Annotated in this window: 16 protein-coding genes; 5 read left to right on the top strand and 11 right to left on the bottom strand. The window is 63.3% G+C overall.

Features of this window, described 5'->3' with window-relative positions:
- The first annotated feature begins 20 nt into the window (after positions 1-20).
- A complete protein-coding gene (locus TX72_RS12330) occupies positions 21-1,748 on the top strand; it encodes a sugar phosphorylase (protein ID WP_011129288.1) in 1,728 nt (575 codons plus the stop codon).
- Positions 1,745-2,539 carry a mannosyl-3-phosphoglycerate phosphatase-related protein YedP gene (gene yedP, locus TX72_RS12325; RefSeq protein ID WP_011129287.1) on the top strand — a complete coding sequence of 265 codons (795 nt, stop codon included), beginning with the start codon at positions 1,745-1,747 and terminating at the stop codon, positions 2,537-2,539. Before TX72_RS12330 ends, yedP begins: the two co-directional genes overlap by 4 nt.
- Positions 2,540-2,584: 45 nt before the next feature.
- On the opposite strand, the gene TX72_RS12320 is transcribed toward yedP, so the two are convergent.
- From TX72_RS12320 to TX72_RS12290, 7 genes are all read right to left on the bottom strand, one after another.
- Positions 2,585-3,424, bottom strand: a complete 840-nt coding sequence (locus tag TX72_RS12320) for an aminotransferase class IV (RefSeq protein ID WP_011129286.1) — start codon at positions 3,422-3,424, stop codon at positions 2,585-2,587.
- On the bottom strand, positions 3,421-4,707 hold the full coding sequence (locus TX72_RS12315) for an anthranilate synthase component I family protein (RefSeq protein WP_011129285.1): 1,287 nt from the start codon (positions 4,705-4,707) through the stop codon (positions 3,421-3,423). The genes TX72_RS12320 and TX72_RS12315 overlap by 4 nt, the downstream gene beginning before the upstream one ends.
- Positions 4,704-5,384 (bottom strand): 7-cyano-7-deazaguanine synthase QueC, encoded by a 681-nt coding sequence (gene queC / locus TX72_RS12310; RefSeq protein ID WP_011129284.1) that lies wholly within the window; start codon positions 5,382-5,384, stop codon positions 4,704-4,706. The genes TX72_RS12315 and queC overlap by 4 nt, the downstream gene beginning before the upstream one ends.
- Positions 5,385-5,391: 7 nt before the next feature.
- Entirely contained in the window at positions 5,392-6,249 is an 858-nt protein-coding gene (locus TX72_RS12305) for an NAD(P)-dependent oxidoreductase (protein WP_011129283.1), read from the bottom strand.
- Positions 6,250-6,276: 27 nt separating this feature from the next.
- Complete coding sequence (locus tag TX72_RS12300) at positions 6,277-6,897, bottom strand: 7-carboxy-7-deazaguanine synthase QueE (protein WP_011129282.1); 621 nt, start codon at positions 6,895-6,897, stop codon at positions 6,277-6,279.
- Complete coding sequence (gene pyrG / locus TX72_RS12295) at positions 6,894-8,528, bottom strand: CTP synthase (RefSeq protein ID WP_011129281.1); 1,635 nt, start codon at positions 8,526-8,528, stop codon at positions 6,894-6,896. The genes TX72_RS12300 and pyrG overlap by 4 nt, the downstream gene beginning before the upstream one ends.
- A gap of 87 nt (positions 8,529-8,615) precedes the next feature.
- Entirely contained in the window at positions 8,616-9,749 is a 1,134-nt protein-coding gene (locus tag TX72_RS12290; RefSeq protein WP_042504008.1) for an RNA polymerase sigma factor, RpoD/SigA family, read from the bottom strand.
- A gap of 305 nt (positions 9,750-10,054) precedes the next feature.
- On the opposite strand from TX72_RS12290, the gene TX72_RS12285 reads away from it, so the two are divergent.
- On the top strand, positions 10,055-10,663 hold the full coding sequence (locus TX72_RS12285; RefSeq protein ID WP_052298039.1) for a hypothetical protein: 609 nt from the start codon (positions 10,055-10,057) through the stop codon (positions 10,661-10,663).
- Positions 10,664-10,672: 9 nt separating this feature from the next.
- Here the strand turns inward: TX72_RS12285 and aspS are convergent, their stop codons facing one another.
- Both aspS and gcvT read right to left on the bottom strand, forming a co-directional pair.
- Positions 10,673-12,505: an aspartate--tRNA ligase gene (aspS, locus tag TX72_RS12280; RefSeq protein ID WP_011129279.1), complete on the bottom strand. Its 1,833-nt coding sequence runs from the start codon at positions 12,503-12,505 to the stop codon at positions 10,673-10,675.
- Between the two features lie 37 nt (positions 12,506-12,542).
- The gene (gene gcvT / locus TX72_RS12275) at positions 12,543-13,646 is read right to left on the bottom strand and encodes a glycine cleavage system aminomethyltransferase GcvT (RefSeq protein WP_011129278.1); all 1,104 of its coding nucleotides are present in this window, start codon (positions 13,644-13,646) and stop codon (positions 12,543-12,545) included.
- A gap of 449 nt (positions 13,647-14,095) precedes the next feature.
- Between gcvT and TX72_RS12265 the strand changes: the two genes are divergently transcribed.
- On the top strand, positions 14,096-14,494 hold the full coding sequence (locus TX72_RS12265; protein ID WP_225867710.1) for a cyclic nucleotide-binding domain-containing protein: 399 nt from the start codon (positions 14,096-14,098) through the stop codon (positions 14,492-14,494).
- Here TX72_RS12265 and speB read toward each other — a convergent pair.
- Together speB and speE are read right to left on the bottom strand one after the other, a co-directional pair.
- Positions 14,488-15,348, bottom strand: coding sequence for an agmatinase (gene speB, locus TX72_RS12260; RefSeq protein WP_011129275.1), 861 nt, complete (start codon positions 15,346-15,348; stop codon positions 14,488-14,490). The two genes, TX72_RS12265 and speB, sit on opposite strands and share 7 nt — an antisense overlap.
- A complete protein-coding gene (speE, locus tag TX72_RS12255; RefSeq protein ID WP_011129274.1) occupies positions 15,345-16,187 on the bottom strand; it encodes a polyamine aminopropyltransferase in 843 nt (280 codons plus the stop codon). Before speE ends, speB begins: the two co-directional genes overlap by 4 nt.
- A gap of 64 nt (positions 16,188-16,251) precedes the next feature.
- On the opposite strand from speE, the gene arfB reads away from it, so the two are divergent.
- Complete coding sequence (gene arfB / locus TX72_RS12250) at positions 16,252-16,686, top strand: alternative ribosome rescue aminoacyl-tRNA hydrolase ArfB (protein WP_011129273.1); 435 nt, start codon at positions 16,252-16,254, stop codon at positions 16,684-16,686.
- The last annotated feature ends 12 nt before the right edge of the window (positions 16,687-16,698 follow it).

Raw genomic sequence — 16,698 nt, 5'->3', positions numbered from 1 at the left:
CGGCGTTCAGGAGAGCCGATATGCAGACCTTGAACGCCGAAACGCTGCAGGGTCTGCTTGAGAACCTCTTCCCCGAGGATTCTTCCGCTGATTCCGAGCAGCTGTCGTCGCAATTGCTGCAGATTTTGCGTGGTGCGTCAGCAAACGACGACCCGCCCGGTGCGACGGATCTCTGGTCAGGCGCCGATGCGGTGCTGATCACCTACGCCGATACGGTGGTGGAGCAGGGGGTGCCCGCGTTGCGCAGCCTGCGTCAGTTGCTCAACAACCGCCTGCGGCCCTTCGCTGAGGTGGTGCATGTGCTGCCGTTTCTGACCTCCACCAGTGATGGCGGCTTTGCGGTGGCCAGCCACGACCGGATCGAGCCGCGCTTCGGTGACTGGAGAGATCTGGCGGACCTTGCTCACGGTCGTCGTATGATGGCAGATCTGGTGCTGAACCACATCTCCGCCTCCCATCCCTGGGTGAGGCAGTTCCTGCGCGATGAGGAGCCGGGGCGCTCCTGTGTGCTGGAGGCCGCGCCTGATCCCTGCTGGGACCAGGTGGTGCGGCCGCGGAGTTCTTCCCTGTTCACTCAGCTGAGCGGGTCGGATGGTCCGCGTCAGGTGTGGACCACTTTCGGGCCCGACCAAGTGGATGTGGATTGGCGAAGTCCGGAGGTGCTGCTGGGATTCACGCGGCTGCTGGACCGGATGCTTCGCCACGGGGTCCGCTGGGTCCGGCTGGATGCGGTCGGGTTCATCTGGAAGACACCGGGGACAGGATGCATCCACCTGCCAGAAGCCCATCGCATCGTTGAGGTGCTGCGGCAGCTGATGGAGCGCAGCTGTTCAGGCGGGGTGGTTGTTACGGAGACCAATGTTCCGGAGCAGGAGAACCTCTCGTATCTGGTTAGCGGTCGAGAGGCCCATCTGGCCTACAACTTCCCGTTGCCGCCCCTGTTGCTGGAGGCGGCCATCAGTGGTCGTGCTGATCTGCTGAACGGCTGGCTCAATCGTTGGCCCGCGCTACCGGTGGCCACGGGGTTGTTCAATTTCACCGCTTGCCATGACGGTGTCGGTCTGCGGGCCCTCGAGGGGCTGATGACGGATCAGCGGAGACTACAGCTGTTGATTGCCTGTGAGCAGCGGGGTGGTCTGATCAGTCACCGTCGCCTCACCAATGGTGAGGAGGCTCCCTACGAGATCAACATCAGCTGGTGGAGTGCCATGGCGGATGGCGGAATTGATCCAGCGCATCTGCAACGGGCACGCTTTCTGATGACCCAGCTGCTGGTGCTGGCCCTGCCCGGTGTTCCGGCCTTTTATCTGCCGGCCCTATTGGCCACACCCAATGACCTGGGCCGGTTCCGTCGCACCGGACAACGCAGGGATCTCAACCGCCCGCAGTTCAAGGCGGACACTGTTGAGCGGCGGCTGCAGGATCCCGACAGCGATGCCACCGCCGTGACGTCAGTGCTGGCTCATGCCCTGCGGGTGCGCCGCGATCAGCCGGCCCTGCATCCAGATGCCGCAATGGAGGTGATGAGCGCTGGCCGCTCCGATCTGGTGATGCTGCGTCGACGTGGTGGCGGCCAGACCCTGGTGGCGGTCCATAACGTCACCCCTTCGCGGTTGACCCTGGTCTTGGGGCGTCTCGGCGGTCGCACTGGTCTTGCCTGGACCGATTGTCTGAGCGGATCCTCCGAGACCCATGGCTCGCAACTTCAGTTGGAACCTTATGCCGTGCATTGGCTGATTCAGGCATGAGCAACCCCCAGAGCTGCCGTTGGTGGGTAGTCACCGACCTCGATGGCACCTTGATGGACCATCACTACGACTGGGCTCCGGCAGCGGCGGTGCTGCGCTCTCTGCAACGGGCGGGAGTGCCCGTGATTCCCTGCACAAGCAAAACGGCGGAGGAGGTAGAGCGTTTCCGCGCTGCAGCTCAGCTGCGGGATCCCTACATCGTCGAAAATGGGGGTGCCATTCATGGTGAAACGGCAACCGGTGAGCCCTGGCAAGAGGCCCTGGGGCCTGGCTGGACGGTGTTGAAACCTCGCTTGCAGGAGCTGTCTGAGCAGCTGTCTGAACCGTTGCGGGCCCTCGATGAACTCACGGACGCCGAGGGAGAACGTCTGCTTGGGCTTTCCGGTGAGTTGTTGCAGCAGGCTCAACGGCGACGCTGCAGCGTGCCCTTTGTTCCGCCTTCAGTGGCGATCCAGCCGCGCCTTGATGCCCTGTCGGCGGCCCAGGGGCTTGCCGTTGTGCGCGGTAACCGGATGTGTCATCTGCTTGGCGCAGAGGTCAGCAAGGGAAACGCCTTGGCGGCTCTGAAGCAGCGCCTTCATGAACCGGATGTGAAGGTGCTGGCTCTGGGGGACTCCCCCAACGATCTGCCCCTGCTGGAGGTGGCGGACCTTGCGGTGGTCGTGCCCGGTGCCGAGGGTCCCCATCCGCGGTTGCGTCTTGGCGTGGAGAGCGGTCGCTTTGAGCTCGCCCGTGCCCCCCATGCGGAAGGGTGGGCGGAGGCGGTGGAACGCCTGTTACCAATTAAGTAGCACGATATTGGATTGATATCGATAAAACATGTAATGGATATCGTGCTAGCTGAGCAGCTTTTGCCAAAGCGATTCGGCTGGATCGATCCCCAGGGCTTGGGAGTGGAGGGGCTGATGGTCCAGGCTCAACAGTCCTCGGCAGCCGAGGCTGTTGATCAGCAGCAGCTGATCGTCTGACCCAAGGCTGGCGCCCAGGTTGGCCTCCACCGCCAGCCCCAGCCGCAGGGCCCGGGCCCGCATCACCCCCGGCAGGCAGCCACTGCTGAGGGGAGGTGTCAGCCAGGGGCTATTCCCATTCGCACTGCCAGGCTTCAGCAGCAGATTGGCGGTGGTGCTGCAGCAGAGCTCGCCGTTGGTGTTGAGCAACAGGGCGTCATCACATCTCTGTTCTGAAGCTTCCCGTCTCGCCTGCACGGCCTGACCGTAGGCAAAGGTCTTGCAACGGCTCAGCAAACTGTCGCAGTTGCGGCGCTCCAGGCGACTGATGATCGCGGTGATCGGTGTGAAGCTCGGTACCCAGGGCTGAAGCGTCAGCCAGAACCGATGCTCCCCGCTACGTGGCGGTGCGATCCCGCGTTGGGGGGATGAACCCCGACTCCAGTTGAGCCGTAGGGCACCACAACCCTGCTCGGGCAAAGCACGCTCAACAGCCTCCTGGATCAGGGGCATCAGATGGTCGCGCTCGGGCGGAGGATCCAGGCCCAGCAGCGCGCTGGCCTCACCCCAGCGCTGCAGGTGTTCATCCAGCAGACAGGGCTGACCGGCGCGGATCAACACGGTTTCGAACAGTCCATCGGCGAGTTGCAGGCCCCGGTCATCCAGGGGCAGGCTCAGCTCAGCCGGTGTGCCCCAACGGCCCTCACACCAGGCGACCCCTCCCGTCAAGCCAGGGCCTCCAGCAGTGGCCGCAATTTCCACATCAGCTCCTCTGCTTCGCCATCGGGGTCGGAGTCGGCAACGATGCCGCAACCGGCATGGGCCCTCAGCCTGTGATCCTTCCGCATCAGTGTGCGGATCAGGATGTTGCTGTCGAAGCGTCCGTCCCAGTCGATGCGGATCAGGGAGCCGCAGTAGGGGCCGCGGCTAGTGGGTTCCAGCTCCTGCAGCCGCTGGCAGGCCCTCAGCTTCGGGGCGCCGCTGATCGATCCACCCGGCCAGCAGGCCCGTAGCAGATCCACCCAGCTGAGCCCGGCTTGCAGCTGCCCTTCCACCACCGATGTGAGGTGATGCACCGAGCTGTAGCTCTCCAGGCCGAGCAGTTGCGATACCTGGATGGAGCCCGGTTGGCAGACGCGGCCGAGGTCATTGCGCAGCAGGTCCACGATCATCACGTTTTCGGCCCGGTCCTTGTCGCTGCAGACCAGCTCCGCCGCCAGCTCGGCGTCGCGGTCTGGATCGCTGTGGCGTGGCCGTGTGCCTTTGATCGGTCGGGTTTCGACCCGGCCGGCGGGGTCCACCTGCAGGAACCGTTCCGGCGAGGAGGAGAGCAGTGCTTCGCCGTTGTCCGCCACCACCAGGCCCGCAAACGGCGCTGGGCAGCGTTGGCGAACCCGTTGAAACAGCTCCACCGCTGAGGCATCGCCGGGCCAGTCGGTGCTGCAGCAGGCGGTGAGGTTGGCCTGGAACAAATCACCGGCGGCGATCAGCGCACGGATCCGGCGTACGCCATCGGCGAAGCCCTCGCGGCTGGTGTGCTGATGCCAGGCCTCCAGCGGGATGTTCGCTGTGGCAGGCGGGGTGGGCGCTCGCTGCTGCAGTCGCGCCGCCAGCTGCTGCATCGCCATCGGGTCCGTGCCTTCGATCCACAACTGCCGTTGCTGCAGGTCAAATCGCAGCAGCGGGTCATGGCGGGCGATCCACAGGTTGGCCATGGCATCCCTGGACCAGGGGTTGCCGGGTTCAGTCCAGGCGGCCGCCTCATAACTGAGCCAGCCGGTCCAGTGGCCCGGACCCAGCCCATTCAATGCGGTGAAGGGGTCGCGGGCGTCCGCATCCCCCGGCAGGCCCTGGCAGTGGATCACCTCCAGCGGCTGGCTGGCCAGGGTCACCCAGCGGCCCAGGTCACTACCGTCACCATCCAGCCAGATCAGCCCGTCGTCGCCGTCCAGCTGTCGGGCCACGGCAAGCGGTTCACGCCAGGGGAGGTCCAACCGCTGGGGCACGCTCATGCTGATGCGTTGCTGCAGAGGTCCGGGCGACCGGCCTCCCGCAGGGCGGCATCGCGGATGCGGCAGCTGTCGCAGATTCCGCAGGGGGTCGTGCCACCGCTGTAGCAACTCCAGGTGGATTGGATCGGCACGTTGAGCCTGAATGCTTCTTCGACAATTCTGGTTTTGCTCCACTCCACCAGCGGTGCCCAGAGCTCGGTGCCATGGCCTTCGCGGCCAGCCTTGCTGGCCAGATTGGCCAGCTGCTGAAACACATTCAAGTAATCGGGCCGGCAGTCGGGGTAGCCGGAATAGTCCACGGCATTCACCCCCAGCACCAAGCGTTCGGCACCACGGGCCTCGGCCAGGCTCAGACCCACTGCAATGAAAACAGTGTTGCGACCCGGGACGTAGGTGGGTGGGATCACGCCTTCCTGAACGCCATCGGTGGGAATGGTGACGGCGTCGTCGGTGAGGGCGGAGCCGCCCCAGGCCGCCAGATCAACCGCAAGGCAGTGATGCTCGGCCAGCCCCAGGTGCGAGGCAACTGCAGCCGCAGCCTCCAGCTCGCGATGGTGACGCTGGCCGTAGTCGAAGGACAGGCCGATCACACGATCACCTTCCTCCAGGGCCATGGCCGCCGCCGTGGCTGAATCCAGGCCGCCGGACAGCAGCGCGACGGAGGTGCGTTGAGTCATGACCTCATTAAAAACTTTCTTGGGTCAGCTCATGCAGGGCGCAATAGTCGAGGTCATCCAGTGGGCTACCGGATGACTGCTCCAGCAGGGTGTCCAGGCCCTGCAGTCCTTGGATTTGGAGTCCAGCAGCGGTCGCCTCCTCCAGGAACAGGTGCAGGTCCTTGCGCAGCAGGGCTGTGCTGAAGTTCGGGTCGTCATAGTGACCATCGAGCATCCGCTGCAGCTTCTTGTCGAAGGTGGGGGCGTAGAGCGCCGAGGGTCGCAGGATCGCCATGAATGTCTCAACGGGCACGCCTGCCTGCTGCACTAGTCGCAGCGACAGGGAAAAGGCGTGGGTGAGGCTGGCGATCAGTTGATTGAGCGCCAGCTTGGTGGCAGCACCGCTGCCGATCGGTCCCACCAGCATTGGCTCTTGTGAGAGATGCTCCAGGAGCGGTCTCTGCTGGTCAAACAGCCCCGATTCGCCACCGGCCATCACCAACAGTTCTCCTTTCAAGGCCTGGGGTTTGCTGCCCAGCACAGGTGCTTCCAGACAGTGTCCGTTCTGATGCTGAACCTGGTCAGCCAGGTCGCGGATCTCCGTGATGCCCATGGTGCCCATCGGCATCAGGCAGCCGCCGCGGAGATCCCCGAGTTCTCGCACCACTGCTTGTGTCACTGGGCCGTCCCGCAGCACCGTGATGACAGTGCTGCATCCCTCAGCAAGGCTCGAAAGCTCTGGGGTCGCGTGAGCTCCTTCCTGAATCAGGGTCTGGCAGCGCTCAGGGGTGCGGTTCCAGACCTTGAGCTCAACGCCCTGATCAAGCAGGCGTCGGCCGATGGCCCTTCCAAGCAATCCGCTGCCGAGCAGAGCGACGCTGGGCATGACATCTCCTTGTTCTGCGCTCCAGTTTCAGCGCACACCCAGCCATTTATGGGTCTGCAGGCTGAGTCTCCAGCGGGGTTGGTTCTGCACGTGATCGATGGCCAACCGTTGCCCTTCCGAAGAGTCCCAGCCGGGTTGGAGCAGCAACACGGTTTGCTTGCTGACCGCTGCGGCCATGCTTTCGGCAAAGAGCAGGTCGTCGGCTGTGTGGATCACGACCTTGAGCTCGTCGCAATGGCTGAGAAGCTCCTGACGCGGCGGTCGATGCGGTTTCGGTGACAGGGTGATCCAGTCGGGGTCACCACTGAGGCCATCGACGCCGCTGGTCTCCAGATGCAGGGGATGGGAGCTGGCTTCCCGCAGGGCCGACGCCAGCCCATCCAGGTTGTGCTGCAGCGGTTCACCGCCGGTGATCACCGTGAAGGCGGCTCCGTTTCGCTCGGCTTGTTCAACATCAGCGGCGAGGGCCCTCAGGCTGCGTTGGGGGTGAGTGTTCACAGGCCAGGAGTGCTTGGTGTCACACCAGGGACACCCCACATTGCAGCCAGCCAGACGGATGAAAAAGGCACTGCGGCCACTGTGGTGGCCTTCCCCCTGTAGGGAATGGAAGGTCTCCACCACCGGCAGGGTGGCCGCGTCTTGATTCATCGCTGGGTCTGAATCGCCTCCACCGGCGAGGAGGGCAGCCGTTGCTGGGCCGCCTCAATCAAGCCTTGGAACAGGGGATGGGGCCGTCCCGGACGGGAGAGAAATTCGGGGTGGTACTGGCAGGCGGTGAAGAACGGGTGGCCTTTCAGCTCGATCAACTCCACCAGGCGACCATCGGGTGAGCTGCCGCTCACCACGTACCCGGATTCTAGGAACAGGTTTCGGTAGGCGTTGTTGAACTCGTAGCGGTGGCGATGCCGCTCATAGACAACTTGGTCCCCATACAGACGATGGGCCAACGTGTCCGGAGCGATGCGGCAGGGATAGACACCCAGGCGCATCGTGCCCCCCAGATCCACCACATCCTGCTGTTCCGGCAACAGGTGAATCACGGGATGGGGCGTCCCGGCATCGAGTTCGGCGCTGGTGGCTTCCGTCAGGCCGGCCTGGTTGCGCGCCCACTCGATCACGGCGGTCTGCATGCCGAGACACAGCCCCAGGAACGGCACCCGCTGTTCCCTGGCCCAGCGGATCGCCGCGATCTTTCCATCGACGCCCCGGTTGCCGAAACCTCCCGGCACGACCACGGCATCCATGCCCTTCAGCAGGGCCTGAGCACCATCGCTTTCGATCTGCTCTGCGCAGACCCAATGCAGATCAAGGGAGGCGTCTTGGGCGATACAGGCATGGCGCAGCGCCTCCACCACGGAGAGGTAGGCGTCGTTGAGCTGGATGTATTTGCCTACCAGGGCCACCTTGACGGCCGGGCCGGGGTTGCGGAGTTTGTGCACCAGCTCCTGCCAGGCCGCCATGTCGCTGTCGTGATCGGTCAGATCCAGCACATCGAGAACTTCGCGGCAAAGCCCTTCCTGCTCCAGGGTCAGGGGCACTGCATAAATACTTTCGGCATCAAGGGACGGGATGACGGCCCGGGTCGGTACCCCACAGAACCCTCCGATCTTCCGCTTCATCTCCTCGCTGATGGTGCGGTCACTGCGGCAGACCAGCACATCCGGTTGGATGCCGATGGAGCGCAGTTCCTTCACCGAATGCTGGGTGGGCTTGGTCTTGAGTTCGCCCGAGGTGCCGATGAAGGGCAGCAGTGTGACGTGGATATACGCCAGATCGTTCCGTCCAACGTCTCCACTGAATTCGCGGATGGCTTCCAGGAAGGGCAGCGATTCGATGTCACCGACGGTGCCGCCGATTTCTGTGATCACCACATCGGCGTTGCTGTTGGCGGCAACGCGGTGGATGCGTTCGCGGATCTCACCGGTGATGTGGGGAATCACCTGCACCGTGCCGCCGTTGTAGTCACCCCGCCGTTCCTTGTTGATCACCGCCTGGTAGATCGAGCCGGTGGTCACGCTGTTCAGGCGCGACATGGCTGTGTCCGTGAAGCGCTCGTAGTGACCCAGATCCAGATCGGTTTCGGCACCGTCCTCGGTGACGAACACCTCCCCGTGCTGAATCGGGCTCATCGTGCCGGGATCCACGTTGAGGTACGGATCCAGCTTCAGGATCGAGACGTTGTACCCCCTTGATTTCAGCAGCCGTCCCAGGCTTGCGGCCACGATTCCTTTGCCGATGCTGGAGACCACACCACCGGTGATGAAGACGAACTTGGCCATGGCCTCCCGGGTGACTCTTCAAACTACCTGGCGCAACGCCCAAGCTCCAGAGTCACCACACGGTGAATCGGCTCTTGCGAATCAAGTTCAGGAATCCAACCCCTGGATGTAGTCCCGCACCTTGCTCCTCCGTTGCGGTTGACGCAGTTTCAGCAGGGCCCGGGTTTCGATCTGACGCACCCTTTCGCGGGATAATTTCAAAGCTTCGCCGATCTGCGCCAGGGTCTGGGGTGTGTCGTCCTCCAGTCCGAAGCGCCGCCGCAGCACCGCCGCTTCTCGGCTGGTGAGCTCATCAAGCAGATGCTCGAGGTCGTTATGCAGTTCGTCGTGGGTGAGGGTCTGTTCCGGCGTGGCCTTACCGTCTTCGATCAGGTCTCCCAGTTGGGTGTCCTGGTCCCGGCCTACACGGGTGTCCAACGAAACGGAGCGGGGCACCCGCGCCAGGGTCTGGCGCACGGTGTCCTCACTCAGCTTCAGCGCACGGGCCAGATCAGCGATCGAGGCGATGCGTCCTTCGTTGGTGGCGATCTCCTGCTGCGCCCGTTTGATCCGGTTCAGTTTTTCGGTGACATGCACCGGTAGCCGGATCGTGCGGCTCTGGGTGGCGATGGCCCGCGTCATGCCCTGGCGGATCCACCAGTAGGCGTAGGTGCTGAAACGGAAGCCCCGTGTTGGGTCGAACTTTTCCACCGCCCGCTCCAGGCCAAGAGTGCCCTCCTGGACGAGGTCCAACAGTTCCATGCCGCGTTGCTGGTACTTCTTGGCCACGGCTACCACCAGGCGCAGGTTGGCCTGGATCATGTGGTCCTTGGCACGGCGACCATTGCGCAGAGCAGTTTTCAGCTCACGGGCCTCCAGGTTGGCTTCCCGGGCCCAGGCGCCGTAGCCGGCTTCGATCCGCTGTTGCAGTTCCGCCAGGCTCAGGTGTGCGGCGCGAGCCCATTCCTGCTTGGTGGGCCAATGGCTGTGCTGATTGGCTTCCCGACGCTGCAGTTCCTCAAGGCGGTACAGCTCTCCGATGGCGGCGTCACTGGTGGCCAGATCCCGTTGCTGCTGCAACAGAGCCTCACGTCGTTGCACCAGCCGGGCCAGCGTCACCTCCTCCTCATTGGTGAGCAGATCAACCCGACCAATGTCCTGCAGGTACAGCCGCAGCAGATCTGTCGTGCTGCGGCTGCGGCGGTCGCGGGTTTCCCCGGTCCGTCGGGGTTGACGGGGCAACGGCGTGGAGCAATTGGACTGCCTACAGGGTTCCCCGCAGCCGTCGTCAGTGCGACAAAAGCGCTGAATCCCTTCGGGATCTGCTCGGTTGACGCAAGGTTCGAATTGGGCAAGGTGGCTATAACCAGCAGTTCCCACAGCTCTTCGTGGTGTTCCTCTGTCAACCGCGAGGGCTGCACAGGCGATTGATTGCACTGGCTCTTTTGGGTGGTGCTTGGCTTGTTGTGCGTCAACAGCTTCAGCGAACTGCAGCGCAAAACCCTTTGCCATCTGGTGCTACTTCAGCTCAGATTCAGAGCGCGAGGTTGCCGGACGCTCTGGAGATCAGCGTTACCAATCAGCATCAGGTTCTCGAGGCTCTGGCGCAGAACGACCGCCAATGGCAACCGCGTTTGGTTGTTCATAACGATGGGCGACGTGAATACACTTATCGGCTTCCAAAAGGTGCTCCGGAGTTGTCTTTTCCGGAGATCAAAGCGCTGTTGCGCTCTCCTCCCGATTACTCAGACGATGCTGAATCGATCACGACTCTTTTGACGGCGTTGAATCGCTACGGCGTCACCGTGGTGATCGCAGAGCCGAATCGTGCCGGTGCCTCTGGCGAGTGGAATCCTCGCCGCGGTGAATTGCGAATTGGTCATTCCGTGGTGAGCCAAGGGACCAGGTCCTTTCGACGCGTCCTGAACCATGAAGCCATTCATGTCGCGCAAAGCTGTTTCGGCGGTTCCATCCGCAGTAGTCCGAGGGCTTTGGGCCTGTCGCGAGGCATTGATGAACAGGCCATGCTTCAGCTGAACGGTCCGGTGTATGCGGGCATCTCAAGCAGCCAGCGTTTGCTTGAGGAAGAGGCCTATGCCAACCAGGATGAGCTGATGCTCGGGGCGTTGCTGCTCGACGTGCATTGTCGGCGCTGAGCGTTCAGCTCAGTCGTCCTCGCCGCTGGGGTCCACCCAGGTGCTGGCCACATGCAGTTCCTCCAGCTGCTTGTCCGCGACCCCACCTGGGGCATTGGTCATCAGACAGCGGGCCTGCTGGGTCTTGGGGAAGGCGATGGTGTCGCGGATCGATTCCTCACCCGCGAGCAGCATCACCATCCGGTCCACACCAAAGGCCAGGCCGCCATGGGGTGGCGCGCCCACATCCAAGGCATCCATCAGGAAGCCGAACTGCTCCTGGGCTTCCTCGAGCGGCAAGCCAACGGTCTGAAGCACTTGGCGCTGCAATGCGGAGTCGTGGATGCGCAGGGAGCCGCCGCCAAGCTCAAGGCCGTTGAGCACCAGGTCGTAGGCCTGGGCCCGGGCGCCTGGCAGGGTGTCGGCCCACTGGGACGCATCGCTGCTGAGATCCTCGGCATTGGGGGCGCAGAAGGGGTGATGCAGGGCTTCGTAGCGGTTCTCTTCGCTGTTGAACTCGAACATCGGGAAGTCCACCACCCAGAGGAAGTTCCACTGGTCGTTGTCCTGATCGGCCTTGACCATGCCTAGCTCCTTGGCCAGGTACTGGCGCACCCGGTCGAGGGCCTTGTTCACCGTGGCGGTGTCTCCGGCACCGAACAGCAGCAGCGTGCCGGGTTCCGCGCCGGTGCGGCTGAGCAGCTCCTGTTTCTGCTCATCGCTGAGGTTGTCCTTGATCGCGCCGATCGAGTCGATCTCGCAGCCGTTGCGGACGCGGATGAAGGCCAAGCCACCCGCACCGGCTTTCTGGGCTTCACTGAACACATCGCCGCCGGGCTTGATGCGCACATTGGAGAGGGCATCGTTGCCACCGGGAACGGCGATGCACTTCACCGCGCCGCCGGACTTCACGGCACCGCTGAACACCTTGAAGCCCATGTCCTTCACGATGTCGCTCACGTTGGTGAGCTCCATGCCGTAACGGGTGTCCGGCCGGTCGGTGCCGTAGCGCTCCATGGCGTCATGCCAGGTCATGCGCGGGAAGGGTCTGGGCAGGTCGATGCCCTTCACCGCTTTCCAGATCGAACAAATCAGTGATTCATTCAGCTGCAGGATCTCCTCTTGATCCATGAAGCTCATCTCGATGTCCAGCTGGGTGAATTCCGGCTGGCGATCGGCGCGTAGGTCTTCGTCGCGGAAACAACGGGCCACCTGGTAGTAACGCTCGATGCCGCCCACCATCAGCAGTTGCTTGAACAGCTGCGGTGACTGGGGCAGGGCAAACCACTCGCCGCCGCAGACGCGGCTGGGCAGCACGTAGTCGCGGGCACCTTCGGGGGTGGAGCGGGTCAGCACTGGGGTTTCCACTTCAATGAAGCCCTCGTCTTCGAGGAAGCGGCGGGCGGCCTGAATCGTCTGGGCCCGCAGGCGCAGGTTGTCGTTCATGCGCTTTCGGCGCAGATCCAGATAGCGGTGGCGCAGCCGCAGCTCTTCGCGGGTGTTCTCCTCGTCGTGCACTGACACGGGGAAGGGCAGGTTACCCTTCACGTTGTTCAGCACGATGATGCCGCTGGCCAAGACCTCCACAGCACCGGTGGCCAGCTTGTCGTTCAGAGACTCGCCCGGACGGGCCCGCACCTTTCCTGCCACCTGCAGCACGGTTTCGCTGCGCAGGTGCTCGGCCACGGCAAAGGCCTCAGCCCCCAGATCGGGATCCACCTTGATCTGCACCGTGCCGGAGCGATCCCGCAGGTCGATAAAGATCACGCCGCCATGGTCGCGGCGTCGGTCCACCCAGCCGCACAGTTGCACCTGCTGATCGATGTTCTGTTCGCGCAGGTCGCCGCAACCGTTGCTGCGCATGGGAGTTTCAGCCGAGGACAGGCGAGTTTCCCACAGCTCAGGACCGGCGGTAGAAGGGGCGTTTCACTACGCAGGCGGGTTGGGCCTTACCGCGGATTTCAACGCTGAGTTCTGCGCCGAGTTTGGCCAGGGCTGTGGGGACGTAAGCCAGCGCGATGGGCTCCTCCAGGGTTGGAGACCAGGTGCCGCTGGTCACCACACCGACGGTCTCGCCGTTGTGGAGCACGGGGTAGTCGTGACGGGCGATGGCGCGTCCCTGCAACTTGAGGCCCACGAGTCGTTTGGTGGGACCGGACTCTGCGGCTTGCTCTAGGGCCTGCCGACCGACGAAATCCACGGGCATCTCCAGATGCACCAGCCAGCCGAGCCCTGCTTCAAAAGGGGTGGTTTCGGCATTCATGTCCATGCCGTAGAGATGCATGGCAGCTTCGAGACGCAGGGTGTCCCGTGCGCCCAGGCCACAGGGGCTGACGCCGCGATCCAGCAGAATCTGCCAGAGCTTTTGTCCGTCGGCGGCGGTCAGCAGCAACTCGGCACCGTCCTCACCGGTGTAGCCCGTGCGGCCCGTAAACACGGGATGGGCAATATCTTTCAGGCTCAGGGTGCGATGTCCGAAGCGGGGCAAGTCGCTGAGGCTTTCGCCGGACAGCTCCTCCAGCAGAGGGATGGACTGCGGGCCTTGCAGGGCCAGCAGTACGCCACCCGCCTTGAGGTCGCTCACCGTGAGGCCAGCCGGTTCCATTTGGTCACGGATCCAGGCGGTGTCCGCCTCTGCGCAGGCTGCATTGATCACCAGCACCAGGGCACCCCGTTCGGCATCAACGGCGCCGCAGTCGTAAACGATCAGGTCATCGCGGATGCCACCGCTCTCGTTGAGCAAGACGGTGTAGCAGGCTTCGCCGGGTCCGATGCGATGCAGATCGCTCGGCACAAGCTGTTGCAGCGCATCTTTCGGATTCGGACCTTCCAGCCTCAAGACGCCCATGTGGGAGATGTCGAACATCCCCACCTGTTCCCGTACGGCCTTGTGCTCCTGGATCAGGCCGCTGAACTGCACCGGCATCTCCCAACCGGCGAAGGGCACCATGCGGCCGCCGCCGTCCTGGCAGAGCTGATGGAGTGGCGTGCGCTGCAGGGTCATGAACGGAAGGATGTCCGAAGCATTCTTATGGAGTGCTTCAGCAACTGGAAGGGAAACCGCAGATTTGCCACCGGGACTGGTCCATTTTTTCGACCGTCCCTAGCTTGAGCGCTCTTCGCTGGCTGTTATTGACGATCAGTCCCAGCTGTCGCAGTTGTCAGCACTGTTCGGGGGGCGGAACAGCCGAGGGGTGGTGTCGCTTGCGTCGCTTGGCTGTGCATGCGGACGTGTCAGATCTGGTGGTCTGCCATCACTGGACCCCGCGATCGCCTCAGTTGCCCATGATCAGGAGGGAACAGCTCCCTGAGATGGATCAACAGCTTGAGCTGGACCGTGCCCTTGCTTAAATCTGGGTGAAGCTTTGGTCAAGACTTCGCTGACTGTGATGACAGTCACAACGTTTGCATGCGTTTTCCTTAAGAGTTTTTTATCTTGACTTTATTGACGAGTTGACAGCGTTGTACCGATCGAGCAGTGCTCTGGAGCTCATCGGTGAGCATTCAGAAGCTGATCGCCTAACGCTGCCCACCGGAGCTTTTGTGTTCCGTCGTGGCGATCCAGTTCAGGCCATTCATATTGTTGAGCAGGGGCTGGTGGAACTCAGCTGTGGGCCACGGAATCGCATCCGCTACGGCTCCGGTGAGTTGTTCTTTTATGAGGATCTGGTGACCACTAACCAGTTCCACAGCCGCGATGCCAAAGCGATGACTCCTCTAGCGCTGATCCGGCTGAACCGCTCGGGATTTCTCACGCTGATCCATCGCCATCCCACTTTGGTGGTGGAGCTGATCGCTCAACAGCACACCCGATTACGGCAACAACGGGCTGATGCAAGGCACTTTTATTGATCGGCACCCAATAGCAAAATCAGGCTGCGTGTCACTTTGGCGGCCAGAACGGAGCTGACCCCACTGCTGTCGAGTTGCGGTGCCAGTTCCACCACGTCGCCAGCCACAAGCCGATGGCCACTCAGCACATCAACTACGGCCGCGAAATCCCCCCATAGGAAGCCCCCTGGCTCGGGGGTACCCGTTCCAGGCAGAACGGCTGGATCAAACCAGTCCAGATCCACGGTGAGATAAATCGGGCGGCCGGTCCAGGGAGCCATGGCATCCCTCAGGGCCTGGACGTCATCCATGCGTCGACCACTGCTGTGCAGCTCATGGAATTCGCTGCGGGTGCCGCTGCGAATCGCCAGCTGCAGCAGGTCGCCACTGGGCAGCACCTCCAGGCAGCGCCGCATGGCGCAGGCGTGGCTGTGGCGGGTACCGAGCCACTCCTCTCTGAGATCGGCATGGGCATCCAGCTGCACCAGCACCAGATCGGGATGTTGGTTGGCAACGGCGGCCACAGCGCCGGAGCTGATCGAATGCTCACCGCCCAGCATCAGAGGTTTCAGACCCAGATCGAGCACAGCCGTCGTGGCCTGCTGCACGGCGTTCACGACCGGTTCCGGTGCACCGAAGGGGATATCAACAGCACCGAGATCGGCATAGGCCAGATCCTCTAGATCCAGATCAAGCTGCGGGCAATAGGTTTCCAGGCCTTGGCTGACCTCACGGATCGCTGCAGGTCCGAAACGGGTGCCTGGCCGAAAGGAGGTGGTGCCGTCGTAGGGAACGCCGAACAGGCCGACGCGGCAGCCGGCTGGGTCGCGCCGGGATCCCATGAAGATGCCGCCTTCGCTGTCGAAAGGGGTCATGGCGCCAACTCCCGTGCGATGAAGGCGGGGACGGCATCCAGGGCGCCCTGTTGCCAGCGCGGGCTCCAGATCTCACAGCCCTCGGCCACTAGGGCTGCCCGTGCGGGCTGCACAGTTCGGTAACGGGGGCCATCCACTGCAGCAAAGGTCCAGCTCCACCAGCCACTGGGGTACATCGGCACCCAGCCGTAGAGGGGGTCGGCGTGGCCGAACACCTCACGCAACAGCCGCACCATGGCCACATGCACCTCCCGGAAGGCTTCCGGTGATTCGCTCTGGGTGGCGAAGACGCCGCCGGGTTTAAGGATGCGCCGGCAATGTTCGAAGAACGCTCGATTGAACAGGCCCTCAGCCGGGCCTGCCGGGTCCGAACCGTCCACCAGAACCACGTCGTAGCTCTGATCAGGAGCATTCGCGGCCCAGGCGATGCCATCCCCCACCGTGAGCTGACAGCGGGAATCACTCCAGACCGCGCCGCCGATGCCCGGTAGGTGCTCCTGGCTCAGCTCCACCACCCGTCCGTCGATCTCCACCAGGTCGAGGTGGATCACCTCGGGGTAGCGCAGACATTCCCGGGCGGTGCCGCCATCGCCGCCGCCGATGACCAGCACCCGTTCGATCGCCTCGGCGCTGCAGAGGGCTGGATGGACCAGAGCTTCGTGGTAGTGCCGCTCCTGCTGCTCGGCCGTCATCCAGCAGCCATCGAGCAGAAGGCCCTTGCCGTACCGCTCGCTGCGGATCACGCTGATGCGCTGAAACGGGCTGGTTTCCTCCACCAGCACATCACCGGCAAGGCCATAGCGGACCCCGCGGTGTTCTTCATCGATCCATCCGCCCATGGCGCTGGTGTCCGTGATCTCTCCAGTGAACTCGCTGGCGGGGTCAGGGTGCCAGCGTGACGGCATGGTGCTCGATCTCCACGTCACGGATCGCCTGGTGATTCCCTCAGGGGACTTGCAGTGGCGCTTCTCGCGGGCCTCGGGCCCGGGGGGGCAGGGGGTGAACACCACCGATTCACGGGTGGAGCTGGTGCTGGATCTGCAGACCTGTTCGGTGCTGGGCCCCTTTCGGCGGGCGCGTTTGCTGGAACAGCTGGCATACCGGTTGTCGGACGGTTGTTTGCGGGTGGTGGTGGCGGAGGAACGCTCGCAGTGGCAGAACCGTCAGAAGGCTCTGCATCGCATGGCCGACCTGCTGCGGCAGGGTCTGCAGCCCCCGCCACTATCGCGAAAGTCCACCCGTCCGGGACGCGGTGCAGTGAAGCGTCGTTTGGAGGCCAAGAAAAAGCGCGGTGATCTCAAGCGTCAGCGCAGCAACCGGCCAACACTTGAGGAGTAACGCGCCGCTGGC

It is taken from the genome of Parasynechococcus marenigrum WH 8102, from assembly GCF_000195975.1.
GTDB classification, from domain to species: domain Bacteria; phylum Cyanobacteriota; class Cyanobacteriia; order PCC-6307; family Cyanobiaceae; genus Parasynechococcus; species Parasynechococcus marisnigri.
Note: the sequence above shows the minus strand (reverse complement) of the source record. Positions and strands in the feature narration are given on the sequence as shown.